The organism is Stenotrophomonas sp. 1L-E-5-B-C3 (assembly GCF_057292075.1).
The window spans coordinates 80,850-97,915 of the sequence record NZ_JBXAWS010000014.1 but is presented as its reverse complement, the minus strand read 5'-3'; the positions used below and the strand labels follow the sequence as shown (position 1 = coordinate 97,915).

At 67.6% G+C, this 17,066-nt stretch carries 14 protein-coding genes; 7 read left to right on the top strand and 7 right to left on the bottom strand.

Features of this window, described 5'->3' with window-relative positions:
* Positions 1–83: 83 nt before the first annotated feature.
* Positions 84–1,364 carry an NAD(P)/FAD-dependent oxidoreductase gene (locus AC0Z6F_RS16930; protein WP_485617906.1) on the bottom strand — a complete coding sequence of 427 codons (1,281 nt, stop codon included), beginning with the start codon at positions 1,362–1,364 and terminating at the stop codon, positions 84–86.
* A gap of 122 nt (positions 1,365–1,486) precedes the next feature.
* Here AC0Z6F_RS16930 and AC0Z6F_RS16925 point away from each other — a divergent pair, with 122 nt between their 5' ends.
* Positions 1,487–2,266, top strand: coding sequence for an NYN domain-containing protein (locus AC0Z6F_RS16925; RefSeq protein WP_012512235.1), 780 nt, complete (start codon positions 1,487–1,489; stop codon positions 2,264–2,266).
* A 143-nt stretch (positions 2,267–2,409) separates the two neighbouring features.
* Positions 2,410–3,030, top strand: a complete 621-nt coding sequence (locus tag AC0Z6F_RS16920) for a glutathione S-transferase family protein (protein WP_012512234.1) — start codon at positions 2,410–2,412, stop codon at positions 3,028–3,030.
* A gap of 94 nt (positions 3,031–3,124) precedes the next feature.
* Here the strand turns inward: AC0Z6F_RS16920 and AC0Z6F_RS16915 are convergent, their stop codons facing one another.
* Positions 3,125–5,302, bottom strand: a complete 2,178-nt coding sequence (locus AC0Z6F_RS16915; protein WP_041864688.1) for a primosomal protein N' — start codon at positions 5,300–5,302, stop codon at positions 3,125–3,127.
* Positions 5,303–5,715: 413 nt separating this feature from the next.
* Here AC0Z6F_RS16915 and AC0Z6F_RS16910 point away from each other — a divergent pair, with 413 nt between their 5' ends.
* From AC0Z6F_RS16910 to sppA, 4 genes are all read left to right on the top strand, one after another.
* Positions 5,716–6,720 carry a hypothetical protein gene (locus AC0Z6F_RS16910; RefSeq protein WP_012512232.1) on the top strand — a complete coding sequence of 335 codons (1,005 nt, stop codon included), beginning with the start codon at positions 5,716–5,718 and terminating at the stop codon, positions 6,718–6,720.
* The gene (locus AC0Z6F_RS16905) at positions 6,713–7,288 is read left to right on the top strand and encodes a DUF3106 domain-containing protein (RefSeq protein WP_012512231.1); all 576 of its coding nucleotides are present in this window, start codon (positions 6,713–6,715) and stop codon (positions 7,286–7,288) included. The genes AC0Z6F_RS16910 and AC0Z6F_RS16905 overlap by 8 nt, the downstream gene beginning before the upstream one ends.
* A 238-nt stretch (positions 7,289–7,526) precedes the next feature.
* Positions 7,527–8,891 carry an MATE family efflux transporter gene (locus tag AC0Z6F_RS16900; protein WP_006396212.1) on the top strand — a complete coding sequence of 455 codons (1,365 nt, stop codon included), beginning with the start codon at positions 7,527–7,529 and terminating at the stop codon, positions 8,889–8,891.
* 116 nt (positions 8,892–9,007) lie between these two features.
* Positions 9,008–10,930, top strand: a complete 1,923-nt coding sequence (gene sppA / locus AC0Z6F_RS16895; protein WP_100435306.1) for a signal peptide peptidase SppA — start codon at positions 9,008–9,010, stop codon at positions 10,928–10,930.
* 114 nt (positions 10,931–11,044) lie between these two features.
* Here sppA and AC0Z6F_RS16890 read toward each other — a convergent pair whose 3' ends face one another.
* Complete coding sequence (locus tag AC0Z6F_RS16890) at positions 11,045–11,257, bottom strand: hypothetical protein (RefSeq protein ID WP_012512229.1); 213 nt, start codon at positions 11,255–11,257, stop codon at positions 11,045–11,047.
* Between the two features lie 111 nt (positions 11,258–11,368).
* Between AC0Z6F_RS16890 and AC0Z6F_RS16885 the strand changes: the two genes are divergently transcribed.
* Entirely contained in the window at positions 11,369–12,145 is a 777-nt protein-coding gene (locus tag AC0Z6F_RS16885; protein WP_006396102.1) for an SDR family oxidoreductase, read from the top strand.
* Between the two features lie 93 nt (positions 12,146–12,238).
* Here AC0Z6F_RS16885 and AC0Z6F_RS16880 read toward each other — a convergent pair whose 3' ends face one another.
* From AC0Z6F_RS16880 to AC0Z6F_RS16865, 4 genes are all read right to left on the bottom strand, one after another.
* Positions 12,239–12,979 carry a hypothetical protein gene (locus AC0Z6F_RS16880; protein ID WP_485617903.1) on the bottom strand — a complete coding sequence of 247 codons (741 nt, stop codon included), beginning with the start codon at positions 12,977–12,979 and terminating at the stop codon, positions 12,239–12,241.
* Between the two features lie 35 nt (positions 12,980–13,014).
* Complete coding sequence (locus AC0Z6F_RS16875) at positions 13,015–13,704, bottom strand: DUF4124 domain-containing protein (protein ID WP_485617901.1); 690 nt, start codon at positions 13,702–13,704, stop codon at positions 13,015–13,017.
* 43 nt (positions 13,705–13,747) lie between these two features.
* Entirely contained in the window at positions 13,748–14,308 is a 561-nt protein-coding gene (gene tsaC / locus AC0Z6F_RS16870) for an L-threonylcarbamoyladenylate synthase type 1 TsaC (RefSeq protein ID WP_032973219.1), read from the bottom strand.
* Between the two features lie 161 nt (positions 14,309–14,469).
* On the bottom strand, positions 14,470–16,944 hold the full coding sequence (locus tag AC0Z6F_RS16865) for a DNA topoisomerase I (protein WP_012512224.1): 2,475 nt from the start codon (positions 16,942–16,944) through the stop codon (positions 14,470–14,472).
* Positions 16,945–17,066 lie beyond the last annotated feature (122 nt).

The following is a 17,066-nucleotide window of genomic DNA, read 5'->3' as shown; positions in this document are numbered from 1 at the left end:
CATGCGTGGATGGTGTTGACGGGGTCAGAGCCCTTTCCTGCGGAAAGGGATCCGACCGCGCAACAGCCGGCCAGCGGCCGGCACTACCGTCGGGGTCGCCGGTCTGCCTGGTCATCACCGAAGATGATGCGCGCGCTGCGCTGGTAGCTCCAGTACGCCACCGCCCAGTTCAGCAGCACCACGACGCGGTTGCGGAAACCGATCAGGAAGAACACGTGTGCGGCCAGCCAGAACCACCAGGCGAGGACGCCCGAGAGTTGCAGCCTGCCCAGGTGCACGATCGCGGCCATGCGGCCGATGGTGGCCAGGTTGCCGAAGTCTGCGTACTTGAACGGTCCGGGGACTGCCTTGCCATGCAGGCGCGCGCGGATCACCTCGGCCACGTACTTGCCCATCTGCTTGGCGGCGGGTGCCACGCCAGGCACCGGCTTATCGTTGGCCTGGTTCAGCGCGGCCAGATCGCCGGCCACGAACAGTTCCGGGTGGTCAGGCAGGGTGAGGTCCGGCTGCACCTGCACGCGGCCGGCGCGGTCCAGCGGTACATCCAGTGTTCGCGCCAACGGTGAGGCGGCCACGCCGGCGGCCCAGACCACGGTGCGGGCCGGCACGAACTGATCACCGAGCTTGAAACCTTGGCTGTCGATGTCGCTCACCGGGGTACCGGTCAACACTTCCACGCCCAGCTTTTCCAGCTGCCGCCGTGCCTTCAGCGAAAGCACTTCCGGGAACGAAGACAACACGCGCGGGCCGGCTTCGACCAGCCGCACCTTGGCGCTGGCCGGATCGATATGGCGGAACTCGTTGCGCAGCGTATGCCGCGCGATTTCGGCCAGGGTGCCGGCCAGTTCGACACCGGTGGGGCCGCCGCCGACCACGGCGAAGCTCAGCCACGCGGCCTTCTTCGCCGGGTCCGGTTCGGCCTCGGCACGTTCGAACGCCAGCAGCAGCTTGCGGCGCAGCGCGATGGCATCGTCCAGCGTCTTCAGGCCGGGGGCATCATCGGCCCACTGGTCGTTGCCGAAGTAGGCGTGGGTGGCACCCGTGGCCAGCAGCAGAGTGTCGTAGTCCAGCGTGCTGCCATCGGCCATGCGGATCTGCCGGGCCTGCTTGTCGATGGTGACCACTTCGCCGAGGCGCACTTCCACATTGCGCTGGTGGCCAAGGATGTGGCGCAGCGGTGCGGCGATATCCGGGGCGGACAGGCCGGCGGTGGCCACCTGGTAGAGCAGCGGCTGGAACAGATGGTGGTTGCGGCGGTCGACCAGGGTGATGCGTATGCGCTCGCGGGCCAGGGCACGGGTGGCCCAGAGACCGGCAAAACCGCCGCCGACAACAACCAGGTGGGGAACGCGCTCGCGACTCATCGACTCACTCCAGTGGGGGCATGGGGGAAGCGCTTGGCATCTTCGCACGGCAGGCGGTTGTCACGTCAGCGCCCGCGCGGATCGGCGATACTCGGGTTCAGGCAACCGCCCGCGAGGAATCCATGAGCGAACCGGAAAAGCGCATCGCCCTGTTGATCGATGCCGACAACGCGCCGGCCTCGAAGATCGACGAGGTCCTGGCTGAAGTCGCCCGCTACGGCGTGGCCAACGTGCGCCGCGCCTATGGCAACTGGAAGAGCCCACGGTTGAAGGGATGGGAGGCGGTGCTGCACGAGTACGCGATCCGCCCGATCCAGCAGTTCGCCTACAGCAAGGGCAAGAACGCCTCGGACATGGCGATGGTGATCGATGCCATGGACCTGTTGTACGCGCGCAACCTCGATGGTTTTGCCATTGTGTCCAGCGATGCCGATTTCACCCCGATGGTGATGCGCCTGCTGACCGATGGCGTGAAGGTCTATGGCTTCGGTGAAAAGAAAACGCCGGAACCGTTCGTCAACGCCTGCTCGAAGTTCACCTATCTGGAAGCGCTGGGCCAGACCCATGCCAGCGTGCAGGACGTCGAGCAATCATCGAACGAGCAGGCACCGAACGAACCGGTGGCCAATGACGATGCCCGACCGCGCAAGAGCGGCGCGGAAATGCGCAGCGATACGCGGCTGGTGAAGATGCTGCGGCGTGCGGTGTCCTCGGCCGAGGGCGAGGATGGCTGGTCGCACCTGGGCCCGGTCGGCAGCCAGATCGGCAACCAGGCCTCGTTCGACCCGCGCAACTATGGCTACGGCAAGCTCAGTGACCTGCTGGCAGCGATTGGCCTGTTCGAGCTGAAGAAGGACGGCAAGTCCTCCTACGTGCGCGCGCTGCCGAAAAAGAACAGGTAGCTCCGGCTGCTGGCCAAAGAAGAACCGGTAGTGCCGGCCGCTGGCCGGCAAGCCCCAGATGCCCGATTCCACATCCGCCACCCACATACCCACTCCGATCAGGCGTATCGTTGCCGCTCGCATTGCCAGCAAGGAAAACCCGCATGTTGAAGATCTGGGGCCGTCGCAATTCCAGCAACGTCCGCAAGGTGCTGTGGTGTGCCGAGGAGATCGGCCTGCCGTATGAATCCATCGAAGTCGGTGGCAGCCATGGCGGCACGCAGACACCGGAGTACCAGGCGATGAATCCCAACAGCCTGGTGCCGGTGATCGAGGACCATGGCCTGCCGCTGTGGGAATCGAACGCCATCGTGCGCTACCTGAGCGCGCGTTACGCGCTGGGCACGCTGTACGCCGAGGACCCGATGGAACGCGCCCAGGCCGAGAAGTGGATGGACTGGAGCACTTCGCGGATGGCGCCGATCTACAGTGACCTGATCTGGGGCATCATGCGCACCGCCCCGGCTGACCGCGACGAAGCGCGGATCAATGCCGCCATCGTGCGCGCCGGCGACTACCTGGCGATGGCCGACGCCACGTTGGCCAAACAGCCGTGGCTGTCGGGCGAGACGTTCGCGATGGGTGACATCCCGCTGGGCTCGCTGATCTATGCCTGGTTCGAACTGCCGATCCAGCGCCCGGAACTGCCACACCTGGCCGACTGGTACGCCCGCCTGCGCGAGCGGCCGGCCTACCAGCGCGGCGTGATGTCGCCGCTGACGTAAGCGAAGGCGTTCGGGGTCAGAGCCCTTTTCTGCGAAAAGGGATCCGACCCCAGGCCATCGGGGTCGGCCCCCCCGGCGGGTTCTGCGCGTGCCCTTAATACAGGTCCGTCGGATCCACATCCAGCGACCAGCGCACCTTGCGTGCTTCCGGCAGCGCGTACAACTGCGGCACCAAGTGCGAAAGCACACCGTGCAACGGCGGCCGCTGCAGCGCAGACAGCAGCAGCTGGGTGCGCTGGTAGCCGGCGCGGCGCGGCATCGGCGCCGGCATCGGCCCGTAGGCCTCGACCACGTTCTGTTCGCCCAGCAATTGCCGCGCGGCCAGCAGGAAGGCATTGGCATGCTCGATCTGCTGGGCTTCGGCACGCATCAACGCCAGGTGCGCGAACGGAGGGAATCCGGCGGCCTCGCGCTGGTTCAATTCGGCCTGCGCGAATGGGTGGTAGCCGCCGCTCACCAGCGTTTCCAGCAACGGATGCCCGGGATGGTGGGTCTGCAGCCAGACCTCGCCGGGATCGCGTGCACGGCCGGCGCGGCCAGCGACCTGGATCAGCTGCTGTGCCAGTTTTTCACTGGCACGGAAGTCGGCCGAGAACAGCCCTTCGTCGATGCCCACCACCACCACCAGGGTCAGCTTGGGCAGGTCGTGGCCCTTGGCCAGGATCTGCGTGCCGACCAGGATGCCGGGCTGGTCGCCCAGTTTCGCCAGCTGATGTTCCAGCGCGTCACGTCGCGAGGTGGTGCCGCGGTCGATGCGCACCACCGGAAAATCGGCGAAGGCCGCGGTGAGGTGCTCTTCCAGGCGTTCGGTGCCGATACCCTGCGGCTGCAGCGCCAGGCTGCCACAGGCCGGGCAGGCCAGCGGTGCCGGCTGCCGCGCACCGCAGTGGTGGCACTGCAGGCGACGGCCGCCACCATGCACGGTCATCGGTGCATCGCAGCGGTTGCAGGGGGCGGTCCAGCCGCAGTCATGGCACAGCAGCACCGGCGCGTAGCCGCGACGGTTCTTGAACACCAGCACCTGCTGGCCACGCTGCAGGTGTTCGCCGATTCCGGCCAGCACATCGGACGAGAGGCCGTCATGCAACGGCCGTTTGCGTACATCCAGGATTCGCACGCGCGGTGGCCGTGCATCGCCGGCACGCTGCTTCAGGCGCAGGTGGGTGTAGCGCCCGGCATAGGCGTTGTGCAGGGTTTCCAGCGAGGGCGTGGCGCTGCCCAGCAGCACCGGGATGCCGAGTGCCTTGGCGCGCACCAGAGCGAAATCGCGCGCGTGATAGCGGATGCCGTCCTGCTGCTTGTAGCTGCCGTCGTGTTCCTCGTCGACGATCAGCAGGCCGGCTTGCGGCAATGGCGTGAACACCGCCGAGCGGGTGCCGACAATGACGCGTGCTTCACCGCGTGATGCGGCCGCCCAGACGCGTGCGCGCTCGTTGTCGTTCAAGCCCGAATGCAGCGCGTGCACGGCGATGCCGAGGCGGCCGCGGAAGCGTGCCAGGGTCTGCGGAGTCAGGCCGATTTCCGGCACCAGCACCAGCGCCTGCCTGCCCTGTGCCAGGCAATGGATGATCGCCTGCAGGTAGACCTCGGTCTTGCCGCTGCCGGTCACGCCATCCAGCAGGAACGGCTGGAAACCCTCGGCGGCGTTGATCGCGGCCACGGCCTCGGCCTGGTCCGGGTTGAGGGTAGGGCCGGGCAGCGGCTGCGCGTGCTGCGGGGCCACACTCAGGGCGACGCGCTCGGCCAGCTCACGCTTGGCCAGGCTGCGCGCGGCGGTGCGCCAGTCCTGCATGCGTTCACCCAGCACGTCCTCATCCACGATGACTTCTGCCAGAAGTTCGGCCAGTTGCCGCGGGCGGCTGCCGGCGCGCAGCTTATCGCGCTGGGCGCGGCCTTCTGCGGTCAGCTGCCAGCCCCAGTGATGGGTGTCGGGCAGGGCTTCACCGTGGCGCAGCGGGCCGGGCAGTGCGGTGCTCAGCACCTCGCCCAGCGGCGCATGGGTATAGCGCGACAGCCATTGCAGGCTCTGCCACAGCTCGCCCTGCAGCAGCGGCTGCGGGTCGCACCACGCCAGCGCCTGGCGCAGGCCCTGACCGTCATCGGTCTGGCCATGGCCGACTACCACGCCAACCAGCTCGCGGTTGCCGAACGGCACCTTCAGGCGGCAGCCAACCGCCACCGCGGGAGCCTCGCCCTCCGGCGACAGGTAGTCGAACAGGCGGGGCAACGGGACGGGCAGGGCGACCTGCAGGGTCGGAATCGGTGAAAGCATCGGGGCAGTGTAACGGGCCATGCGCACGCGGATGGCAGGCGCGAGGGCGGCCGGGCGACGCCCGTTGAATCATAAATGTCACCTAAATATCGGTGTCCATTGGAGATTCAGTCTTATCCACATGTTCTGTGGATAAGACTGTGCGTTAACGGTCGGCGGGCGCGCAGGAGGCCGATGGCGACGGCCTCACGCTTGGGTTGGTCAAAAAATCGCCACACTTCAAAATCAATCAAAATCAATAACTTAAGTGTGAAACATTGCTGAAACAGAGTGAATTCAGCTGGATGCCGCAGTTTCCCGTGCGAGGGCCGTGGTGCTGTGCACAACCTGCAGCACGAAGTACCTGCGGGCGCAAGTCCTGCCGGGCGTCGATGGCCTGCCGCTATCATGCCGGCAGACCTTTGGAGTGACCGATGACGGCTGTGCCCGCCCCTGTTTCCTCGACCGCGGCCGGCGCGCTGTCGGCGTTCCTGCGTGGCGTCGAACGCCGTGCCCTGGTGGTGGCTGAACTGCAGTGCGGCGAAGCCGCCCGTGCCGAACAGACCCTGGTGGCGGTGATGCGCGCCTTTGCCGCCGTCGCCAGCGACCTGCCGATGGCGCAGTGGCCGACCCGCTTCTGGACCCTGCTGGGCCAGCGCCAGGCGCTGCGCGAACCGCTGGGCGGACAGTGGGCGCCACCGTTGGCCGCGCTGGGCGAGATGGGGCCGCTGCCGCGGCTGGCGCTGTTGCTGCGGGTGGGCGGCAGCCTGGAGGAGGGCATTGCCATGCGCGTGCTCGACCAGGACGAGGCCGGTTACCAGCAGTTGCTGGCCGATGCCTGTCCGCGCGATGCCCACGGCCAGCCCGATGCCTCGGCCTGGCGGCAGTTGGCCGAGCAGGTACAGCTGCGCATCCGCGACCTGCCGGCCAAGCGCCTGCAGCAGCTGCAACAACCGGCCGCACCGGCCACCAACAATGAAGCTCCTGCCTCCAGCTGGCGCGCACCGCAGCGGGATGAGCGTGCCGCCACCAATGGCAAGCGCCGCCGTGCGAACGCCAAGCCGCGTTGGCGCGGTCCGCTGATCCTGCTGCTGACCGTGGCGGTGCTGCTGGCCGCCGCGCTGGGCTGGCGCCATTGGCAGGGCCGTGCGCTCGGTAGCGATGCACCGCTGCCGGAAGGCGTGGTGGGCGATGCCGGTCCGGTCACGGTGGAGGCGTTGCCGCCGAGCAAAGTCAACGCCGCGCCGGATGCGACCCCGGCCCAGGCTGCCGACGACGCCACGATGCTGGCCGACCGCGACTATCCGCTGGTGGCCGATGCCGACCTGTATGCGTGGACGGCCGCTGGCGGCCCGCTGCCGGTGGACGAATCGCAATCCAAGCCGAGCCGGCCGGAGCCGGCCAGCGCCACGCTGGAAACCGCTGCTGCCGATGAATAAGACCGTGTTCGCCAGCCTGCTGCTGGCCCTGCCGCTGTCGCTGTCGGCCACGCCGCAGACCGTCAACGTGCCGCTGCCACCGCCGTCGCCCGGGATTCCGACGGTGGCGCCGACGCCCGCCGCGGCACCGCCGGCGTTTGCCCACCTGGATGCCCAGCAGCAGCGCCAGCGCCGTGCCGACTACGAGGCGTGGCGGGCGTTGCCGGAAGGTGAGCGTGAGCGTATCCGCCAGGCTGCAGCGCGTTTCAGTGCGCTGCCGGCCGATCAGCAGCAGCGCCTGCGCCAGCAGTTCCAGGCGCAGGACCAGGCATTCCGCGAAGGCTGGCGGCTGGGCCCGCAGCTGGGCCTGGAATTCCCCAAGCTGCATGGTCTGTTTGGCTTCGTGCCGCCGGAACAGCGCGAGGCCGCGCTGGCCGTGCTGCGCCAGCTCAGCCCGGCGCAGCTGGCCCAGCTGACCCTGGTCGCGCAGCGCACGCCGCCGCAGGAACGCGACGCGGTGCGCAGCGCCTTCCTCGCCGTGCCCGCCGCCGAGCGCGACAGCTGGCTCAAGCGCCAGGCCGGGCAGTAGAAAGAAAAGGGACGGAGGGGATTAAGTCGTATTCGGCACAGTCGGGCTTGAAACGACTTAATTCCCTCCGTCCCCTTTTTCTGTTCGTAACGCGATCGCAACGCGTGATGCCGGGGGCTGCTGAAACCCAGCATTCACGCCATGTCATGGGAATGCGCGCGCTGCGCGCGTAAGATGACCGGCCGCAACCCGGTGCCTGTGCCCTTCGCGCGCAACCGCAGTTCGCGTCAAGCACCTTATGTCTACTGCAACCTCCACGCCGCGCTTCAGCAAGGAAGTCGGCGCCACCGGTCTGCTCGCCCTGCCGCTTGTGCTCGGGCATGTCTCCACCGGTCTGATCTCCTTCGTCGACAACGTCATTGCCGGCCACCACGCCACAGCGACCCTGGCCGCGGTGACCATCGGCACGGCGCTCTTGTGGCTGCCGATGTTGATCCCGATCGGTACCCTGATCTCGCTCACCGCCTCGGTGTCGCAGCTGCATGGCGCTGGCCGTGAACGCGAGATCGGCCCGCTGTTCCGCCAGGCGCTGTGGTTGGCGCTGGGCCTGGGCCTGATCATGTTCACCTTCCTCACCGTAGTGCCGCCGTTGCTGCCTGCGTTCGGCATCGCGCCGGACATCGTGCCGGGGGCGACCGCGTTCCTGCATGCGGTGCGCTGGGGTGGCCCGGCACTGACCCTGTACTTCTGCATGCGCTACCTCAGCGAGGGCATGCACTGGACCCTGCCGACCATGCTGATCGGCTTCGGCGGCCTGCTGGTGCTGGCACCAATGGGTTACGTGCTGGCCAACGGCAAGCTCGGCTTCCCGGAAATGGGTGCCGAAGGCCTCGGCATCGCCTCGGCGGTGATGATGTGGCTGCAGGCGATCGCCTTCGCCACCTACCTGTGGTTCACCAAGCGCTTCGCCCATCTGCAGCTGTTCTCGCACTTCGAAGGCCCGCGCTGGCCGGCGATCTGGGACCTGCTGCGCACCGGCCTGCCGATCGGCATCACCGTGCTGATGGAGGGCGGCCTGTTCATCGTTACCGCGCTGCTGATCGGCCGCCTCGGTGCCAATGAAGCGGCCGCGCACCAGATCGCGATCAACGTCGCCCAGCTGTGCTTCATGATCCCGATGGGCGTGGCCGAGGCCACCACCGTGCGCGTCGGCCATGCGGTCGGCCGTGGCGATGGCTTCGGCGTGCGCCGTGCGGCCTGGGCCGGCTACGCGATCATCATGGGCACGCAGACCCTGTCGGCGGCGGTGCTGCTGTTCGGCCATGACGCCATCGTCGGTGTCTACACCAACGACCTGGCAGTGGCCGGGCTGGCCTCGACCCTGCTGCTGTACGCGGCCACCTTCCAGTTCCCGGATGGCATCCAGGTGCTGTCGGCGGGCGCGTTGCGCGGCCTGAAGGACACCCGCGTGCCGATGTTCATCGCCATGTTCGCGTACTGGGGCCTGGGCATGCCGCTCGGCGCCGGGCTCGGCCTGGGCCTGGGCATGGGCCCGCAGGGCATGTGGATCGGCCTGATCGTCGGCCTCACCGCCGCCGCCATCCTGATGGGCTGGCGCCTGCGCCGCAGCAGCCTGCGCATCGGGCAGTCCAGCCTGTCCTGATCCGTCCCGCCCGCCCCGGCGACCCGTGGCGGGCGATCCCCTGACTTGTGTCCGATGCCGCATCACGCGGCACCGGCTATGCTGGCAGTACGGCAAGAAGCCTTCCGGAGCGTTCCATGAATCAACCCGTGCCCCCGCTGCCCCCGGCGCGTCGCAACCCCGTCGCCAGTTTCTTCATCGGGCTGTGGGACGTCATGAATTTCACCCGCCGGTTGATCCTCAACCTGGTGTTCTTCGGCCTGCTGTTCCTGCTGCTGGTGATGTTCGTCATCGCCGCCGGCATGGGTGCCGGTGCCAGCAAATCGCTGCAGGACCGCACCACCCTGGTGATCGCGCCGGAAGGCCGCCTGGTCGAGCAGTTCAGCGCTGACCCGGTCAGCCGCGCACTGGCCAAAGCGGTGGGCGACAACGGTGCCGAAGAGATCCAGCTGCGTGACCTGCTGCGGGTGATCGAGTCGGCCAAGGAAGACAAGAAGATCGAGCGCGTGGTGCTGGAGCTGGACAAGCTGCAGCCGTCGGGCTTCGCGTCGCTGCGTGAAGTGGCCGCTGCGCTGCAGGACCTGCGTGCATCCGGCAAGCAGCTGGTGGCTTACAGCGAGAGCATGGGCCAGGCGCAGTACCTGCTGGCCGCGCAGGCCGATGAGGTCTACCTGGACCCGATGGGGTCGGTGGTGCTCGAGGGCCTGGGCCGCTACCGCCAGTACTTCCGCACCGGCCTGCAGGACAAGCTGGGCGTGGACGTGCACCTGTTCAAGGTGGGCGAGTACAAGTCCGCCGCCGAGCCGTACGTGCTCGACGCCGCTTCGCCGGCATCCAAGGAAGCCGATCTGTTCTGGATGAACGACGTGTGGCAGCGCTACCTGGGCGACATCGCCAAGGCCCGCCGCCTGGATCCGGCACAGCTGGCCGCCGGCATCGACACGCTGCCGGAAGGCATCTCCGCCGCCGGTGGCGACCTGGCCAAGTTCGCCCTGCAGCAGAAGCTGGTGACGTCGCTGAAGACCCGCGAGGAGTTCGAGGATCTGATGATCGAGCGCGGCGTGGCTGACGACGATGCCGACGGTGGTTTCCGCAACGTCGACTTCGGCAGCTACCTGGGCCAGCTCGATGCGCGCCGCAACCCGGTGGACTCGCGTCCGCAGGTGGCGGTGGTGGTGGCCGCCGGCGAGATCAGCGGTGGCGACCTGCCGGCCGGCCGCATCGGTGGCGAGTCGACCTCGGCACTGCTGCGTGCCGCGCGTGACGATGAGAACGTGAAGTCCGTGGTGCTGCGCGTCAATTCGCCGGGTGGTGAGGTGTTCGCCTCCGAGCAGATCCGTCGCGAAGTGGTGGCCCTGCAGGCTGCCGGCAAGCCGGTGGTGGTGTCGATGGGCGACCTGGCCGCCTCCGGTGGTTACTGGATCAGCATGAATGCCGACCGCATCTACGCCGATCCGTCGACCATCACCGGTTCGATCGGCATCTTCGGCATGGTGCCGAACTTCAGCCGCGCGCTGGACAAGATCGGCGTGCACACCGACGGCGTCGGCACGACCCGCTTCGCCGGTGCCTTCGACGTCACCCGCCCGATGGACCCGGCGGTGGGCCAGGTCATCCAGTCGGTGATCAACAAGGGTTACGCCGACTTCACCGGTCGCGTTGCTGACGCCCGCAAGAAGCCGGTCGAGGCGGTCGACGAAGTGGCCCGTGGCCGCGTGTGGAGCGGTGCGCAGGCCAAGGAACGTGGCCTGGTCGACGCCTTCGGTGGCCTGAAGGATGCGGTGGCCGATGCCGCCAGCCGTGCCAAGCTGGGCAAGGCCGATGCCTATCGCGTACGTTACATCGAGAAGGCGGCAACGCCGTTCGCGCAGTTCGTCAGCGGCTTCGCTGGCAGCCGTGCCGGTGCCTGGATGCTGTCCGACTCGGGCATGGCGCGGATGATGCTGGCGCGTGCGATGCCGGAAGTGGATACGCAGCTGCGCTTCGTCGAGAACGCGGCCCGCGACAAGGGCAACGGCGCGCCGGTGAAGGCACTGGCGTACTGCTTCTGCGGGTTCTGATCGGAAGTCCATCCACGCATGGCGTGGATCGACTGAGTACGCCCGGCCCCGGCCGGGCGTTCTCGTTCATGGGGTCGGATCCCTTTGCTCCGCAAAGGGCTCTGACCCCACAGGTCATTGCGTCGCGTCGGCCTCGGCCTTCTGCTCGCGTGCTGCAGCATCCTCCACGGCCTTCTGCGCGCTCTTGGCGCGGTCCAGCGGCTCATGCATCGCACGGGTCATTGCCTGCGGAGCCGGTGGCTTCTCCGGGTTGGGCGTCGGCGGCCGTTGGCACGCCGCCAGCAGCACGGCGGCCAGCAGGGACGTGGACACGATCAGGATGCGCATGGCGGCTCTCCGCAGTGGGCGTGCGTGCAGTGTCGCATTCCGGGCAGGGAGCTGCCGTGAGCGCGTATCCTTGCCGCATCGAAACACAGCGGGCGCGGCCCCGGAGGACACATGACCCAGCAACGGTGGCGCCTGGACGGCCAGACCGCCCTGATCACCGGCGCCAGCGCCGGAATCGGCCTTGCGATCGCGCATGAACTGGCTGGCTTCGGTGCCGACCTGATGATCGTCGGGCGCGATATCGACATGCTGGAGACCGCGCGCGACGAGCTGCTGGACGTGTATCCACAGATGCAGGTGCACGCGCTGGCCGCGGATGTTTCCGATGACGAGGACCGCCGGCAGATCCTGGACTGGGTGGAAGACCACAGCGATGGCTTGCACATCCTGGTCAACAACGCCGGCGGCAACGTCAGCAAAGCGGCCACCGAGTATTCCGAGGACGAGTGGCGCAACATCTTCGAGACCAACCTGTTCTCGGCATTTGAACTGTCGCGCTACGCGCACCCGCTGCTGGCACGCCATGCCTCGTCATCCATCGTCAACGTCGGCAGCGTGTCCGGCCTGACCCATGTGCGCAGCGGCGTGGTCTACGGCATGAGCAAGGCGGCGATGCACCAGATGACCCGCAACCTGGCCGTCGAGTGGGCCGAGGATGGCATCCGGGTCAATGCGGTGGCGCCCTGGTACATCCGCACGCGGCGTACGTCCGGCCCGCTGTCGGACCCGGATTACTACGAGGAAGTGATCAACCGTACGCCGATGCGCCGCATCGGGGAGCCGGAGGAAGTGGCTGCGGCCGTGGGCTTCCTGTGCCTGCCGGCCGCCAGCTATGTCACCGGCGAGTGCATCGCGGTGGATGGTGGTTTCCTGCGCTACGGGTTCTGATCATGAGGTGGTAGTGCCGGCCGCTGGCCGGCAAATGCAATCATCTGAAGATCCTGTGGTTGCCGGCCAGCGCCCGGCACTACCGGGTGGCCGTCACCCCGGCACAGGACAGTTGCTGGCCTCCAGCACGCCCTGCAGCCGCTCGCGCTCGCTGCGTGCACCGTCGCGGTTCTCCGGTGCGGCGAAACGCTCGCGGCCTCGCGCATCGCGGAAGCGCTGCTGCCAGCCACCGCAACGCTGCGCTTCAGGCAGTTCCTCGCAGCGGTCGCGTACCACTTCGCAGCTGGCTGCATTCTCCGGCGTGACCCCGCCAAGACCCTGCACCGTCAACAGTTCGCAACGCCCGGGTGAAGCCTCATATTCATGCAGGTAGCCACTCCCCTGGTTGTCGTTGCACTGGAAGATCGATGGCGGTGGTGGTTTGGATGACGCGTCCTTGGCGGCCTGGGCATCGGCATCGCGGCGCAAGGTGGCGCTGTCGAGAATCAGGTCGCCGCCTTCGCGTTCGACCATGCCCGCTTCCATGATCGTGCGCCCTTCGTCGGCGCGCCGCGGGGCTGCTGTGGCCTCAGGCGCCGCGATGGGGTCGGACGCTGCGAGCGTGGGCGCTTCGATGAGGGCCGGTGCAGGTGCAGGGGACGCTGCAACCGTCGCCGGTTGCGTGCTGGACGGATCGGGCACGCGCAGCACCTGCTGTTTGCTGCCGGCGGGGCAGGGGGTGCGTTGCAGGGTAGGGACGTCACTGCTGCCGGAAGTGCAACGGTAGATCACGCCCTCTTCGGCCAGTGCGCTGCCGGGCAGCAGCACCAGGGCCAGCCAGATCACTCTTTTCATGCACACAGCGTACAGGCTGCGAAGGTGGTTGGCGCTCAGCGCTGGCAGTCGCGCGACACGCGTGCGTCGATGCCGCGCTGTTCGTTGCTGATGGCCGTACGCTCGCTCTGCAGCGCGCTGTTGTAGCGGTGGTCCAGTTCCCAGCGGCGGTCACGCAGGCGCGCGCAGACTTCCTGCGGTGGCAGCGCATGGCAGCTGTCGCGCACCAGGACGCTGCCGGCCGGAACCTGTACCCCCATGCCCACCGAGGGCGGACGATAACCCGCGCCTTCACCGATGGGGGTCCCGACCGGTGTACCGAAGGCCGGGCGCGGTCCGGGATAGGCCGGGCCACGATGCCCATGCGGCAGCCAGACACTGGTCCACAACGGGACCCAGCGCGGATTGCCGTCGTTGTTGTCGCTGGTATAGCGCCGGCCATCCTCGGCCACGCACTCGTACATCGGCTGCGGCGGCTGGATGTAGACGTGGCGTACTTCGCGCTCGCGGATGACCGGGGTTTCGCTGGGCGGCAATGGCGTGGCGTCACTGCGCACCACACGCGGCGCAGGATCGCGCGGACGCTGCAGGTCGCGCACTTCCTGGCGGCCGCTGTTGCAGGGCGTGTCCTGCAGCGCCACGGCACCGTTGCTGGCCACGCAGCGGTATACGCGCACGTCCTCGGCGGCCGGTGCCGTCCAAGGCAGCAGCAGGCTCAGGCCCAAGGTGGCACGCAGCAGGTTCATGGCGGCAGGGTGCGCGATTGTCGGTGGCTGTGCAATCGCCGGCTCAGGAGCGCAGCACGTTGCCGCTGAGCGCGTCGCGGATCGGCGTCGGCTGGGCCAGGCCGCCGGTCTCGCCATCGAGGATGCCGTCGAGCAGGCGCAACAGGCGTGGGTCGAGTTCCTCGCGGCTGCGTGCCGGTGGTTCGCCGGCCAGGTTGGCGCTGGTGGACACCAGCGGGCCACCCCAGGCGCGGCATAGCGCGGCCACCAGCGGGTGGGCACTGATGCGCACGGCAATGCCGCTGTGCTCGCCGGTAATCCACGGTTGGGCGCGTGGGCCGGCAGGCAGGATCCAGGTGTTGGCGCCGGGCCAGCTGGCCAGCACCGCGCGCTGGCGGGCATCGGGCAATGCCTGCAGGCGCACCCAGCCTTCCAGCTGCGCCAGCTCGGCGGCGACCAGGATCATGCCTTTCTCGATCGGGCGCTGCTTCAGCCGCAGCACCATGTGCACGGCGGCTTCGTGCGAGGGATCGCAGCCCAGGCCCCAGACCGCTTCGGTCGGATAGGCAATCACGCCGCCTGCGCGGAGCGAGGCGACAGCGGAGTCCAGGGTGAGTTCTTTCATGGCGGCGACCGGCCCGGCGTGGGCCTACATTATCCCCCCGCTGCGTGCAGATGGGGTGGAACCAGGCACCCTGGTAGTGCCGGCCGCTGGCCGGCATCTGATGCTTCTGGGGGTTGCCGGCCAGCGGCCGGCACTATCCCTCATCCACGCAGGGCGTGGATCTACTTCGCGGCCTTCTTGACGGCCTTCTTGGCTGGCGCCTTCTTCGCGGCAGCCTTCTTCACCGTTTTCTTGGCAGGGGCCTTCTTGGCGGCGGCCTTCTTCGGTGCCGCCTCCTTCTTCACCGCCGCCTTCTTCGCAGGTGCCTTCTTGGCCGCGGCCTTCTTGCCGAAGCCCTTGCGCACCGGCTTGCCGGTTTCTTCCATCAGCTGCTGTACTTCGGCCAGGGTCAGCGACGCCGGTTCGCGATCCTTGGGGATCTTGCCGTTCATCCTGCCGTCGCTGATGTACGGGCCGAAGCGGCCGTTCAGCACCTGGATGTCGCTGCCCTCGAACTCCTTGATGATCCGGTTGCGCGCGATCTCTTCCTTCTCTTCGATCAGGAACACGGCGCGGGCCAGGTCGATGGTGTACGGGTCATCTTCCTTCTTCAGCGAGGCATAGGTGCTGCCGCGCTTGGCGAACGGGCCGAAACGACCGATGCCGACGCTGACGTCTTCGCCCTTGTCCTCACCCAGGGCACGCGGCATCAGGAACAGCTCCAGCGCGTCTTCCAGGGTGATGGTGTGCATCGACTGGCCCGGACGAAGCGAGGCGAACTTGGGCTTCTCCTCGGCGTCCTCGGCGGTGCTGCCGATGGCCGCGTACGGTCCGAAACGGCCCAGGCGCACGCTGACCGGCTTGCCGGTCTTCGGGTCGGTGCCCAGTTCGCGGGCACCGCTGGCCTCGGCGCGATCGACCGATTCCTTCTTGTCTTCGACCAGTTCCTTGAACGGTTCCCAGAAGCGCGACATCAGCGGGATCCACTCTTCCTCGCCGCGCGAGACGGCGTCGAGCTCGTCCTCAAGCTTGGCGGTGAAATCGTAGTCCACGTACCGGGTGAAGTGGCTGGACAGGAACTTGGACACCGCGCGGCCGACATCGGACGGGCGGAAGCTGCGGCCTTCCATTTCCACGTACTTGCGGAACAGCAGGGTCTGGATGATCGAGGCGTAGGTGGAAGGACGGCCGATGCCGTACTCTTCCAGCGCCTTCACCAGCGCTGCTTCGGTGAAGCGCGGCGGCGGCTGGGTGAAATGCTGGTCGGCGACGATGCGTTCGAGCGGAATGCGGTCGCCGGGCTTCATCGCCGGCAACTTGCGGCCTTCGTCCTCGTCCTCGGCGCTCTTGTTGTCCTTGCCTTCTTCGTACACGGCCAGGAAGCCGGGCACCACCACGGTGGTGCCGCTGGCGCGGAACACGTGGTCGCTACCGGCCGACAGATCGACGCTGACGGTGTTGAGCGTGGCCGGGATCATCTGGCAGGCCACTGCACGCTTCCAGATCAGTTCGTACAGCTTGCGCTCGTCATCGGTCAGGTAGCGCGAGACCTGCGCAGGGGTGCGCAGTGCCGAGGTCGGGCGCACCGCTTCGTGCGCTTCCTGGGCGTTCTTCGACTTGGTCTGGTAGGTGTTGGGCTGGTCCGGCAGCGAGGCGATGCCATAGTCACGGGCGATCACGTCGCGGATCTCGGCCAGTGCATCCTGCGACAGGTTCACCGAGTCGGTACGCATGTACGAGATCAGGCCGACGGTGCCTTCGTCGCCGATGGCCACGCCTTCGTACAGCTTCTGCGCCACCTGCATGGTCTTGCGGGTGGTGAAGCCGAGCTTGCGCGAGGCTTCCTGCTGCAGCGTGGAGGTGGTGAACGGCGGTGCCGGGCGACGCTTGCGCTCCTTGCTGGCCACGTCGGTGACGTGCAGCGCACCCTGCGCGGCCTGCTGGATGCGCAGGCGGGCCGCCTCGGCGGTGTCGCCATCGGTGACGGTGAACTGCTCGAACTTCTGCCCGTCCAGCTTGATCAGCTTGGCGTTGAAGTGCTGCGAGGGATGCGCGCACTCGGCGGCGATCGACCAGTACTCGCGGGCGATGAAGGCTTCGATCTCCTCCTCGCGCTCGACGATCATGCGCAGCGCCGGGCTCTGCACGCGGCCGGCGGACAATCCGCGCTGTACCTTGCGCCACAGCACCGGGGACAGGTTGAAACCGACCAGGTAGTCCAGCGCGCGGCGCGCCTGCTGGGCATCGACCAGGTCGCTGGCGATGGCGCGCGGCTGGCTGATCGCTTCCTTGATGGCGCGCGGGGTGATCTCGGTGAAGACCACGCGCTGCATCGGCTTGTCCTTGACCAGCCCGCGTTCCTTCAGGATCTCGGCGATGTGCCAGCTGATCGCCTCACCCTCGCGATCCGGGTCGGTCGCCAGCAGGATGTCGTCGGCGCTCTTTGCGGCCTTGGCGATCGCATCGACATGCTTCTCGTTCTTGTCGATCACGTCGTAGTGCATGGCGAACCCGTTGTCCGGGTCGACTGCGCCTTCCTTCGGAATCAGGTCACGCACATGCCCATACGAGGCCAGGACGGTGTAGTCCTTGCCGAGGTATTTGTTGATCGTCTTGGCCTTGGCCGGCGATTCGACGATGAGCAGGTGCTTGGGCATGTCGGGAAAGGTCTGTGGGCGGACCGGGGGAAGGGGCCGCTAGGGTGGAGCAAACGGCCGCATTAGTGAAGCGGCCACGGGCAAATCCATAAACTGAACGCCCGGTAGTGTGCCGGGCGTTC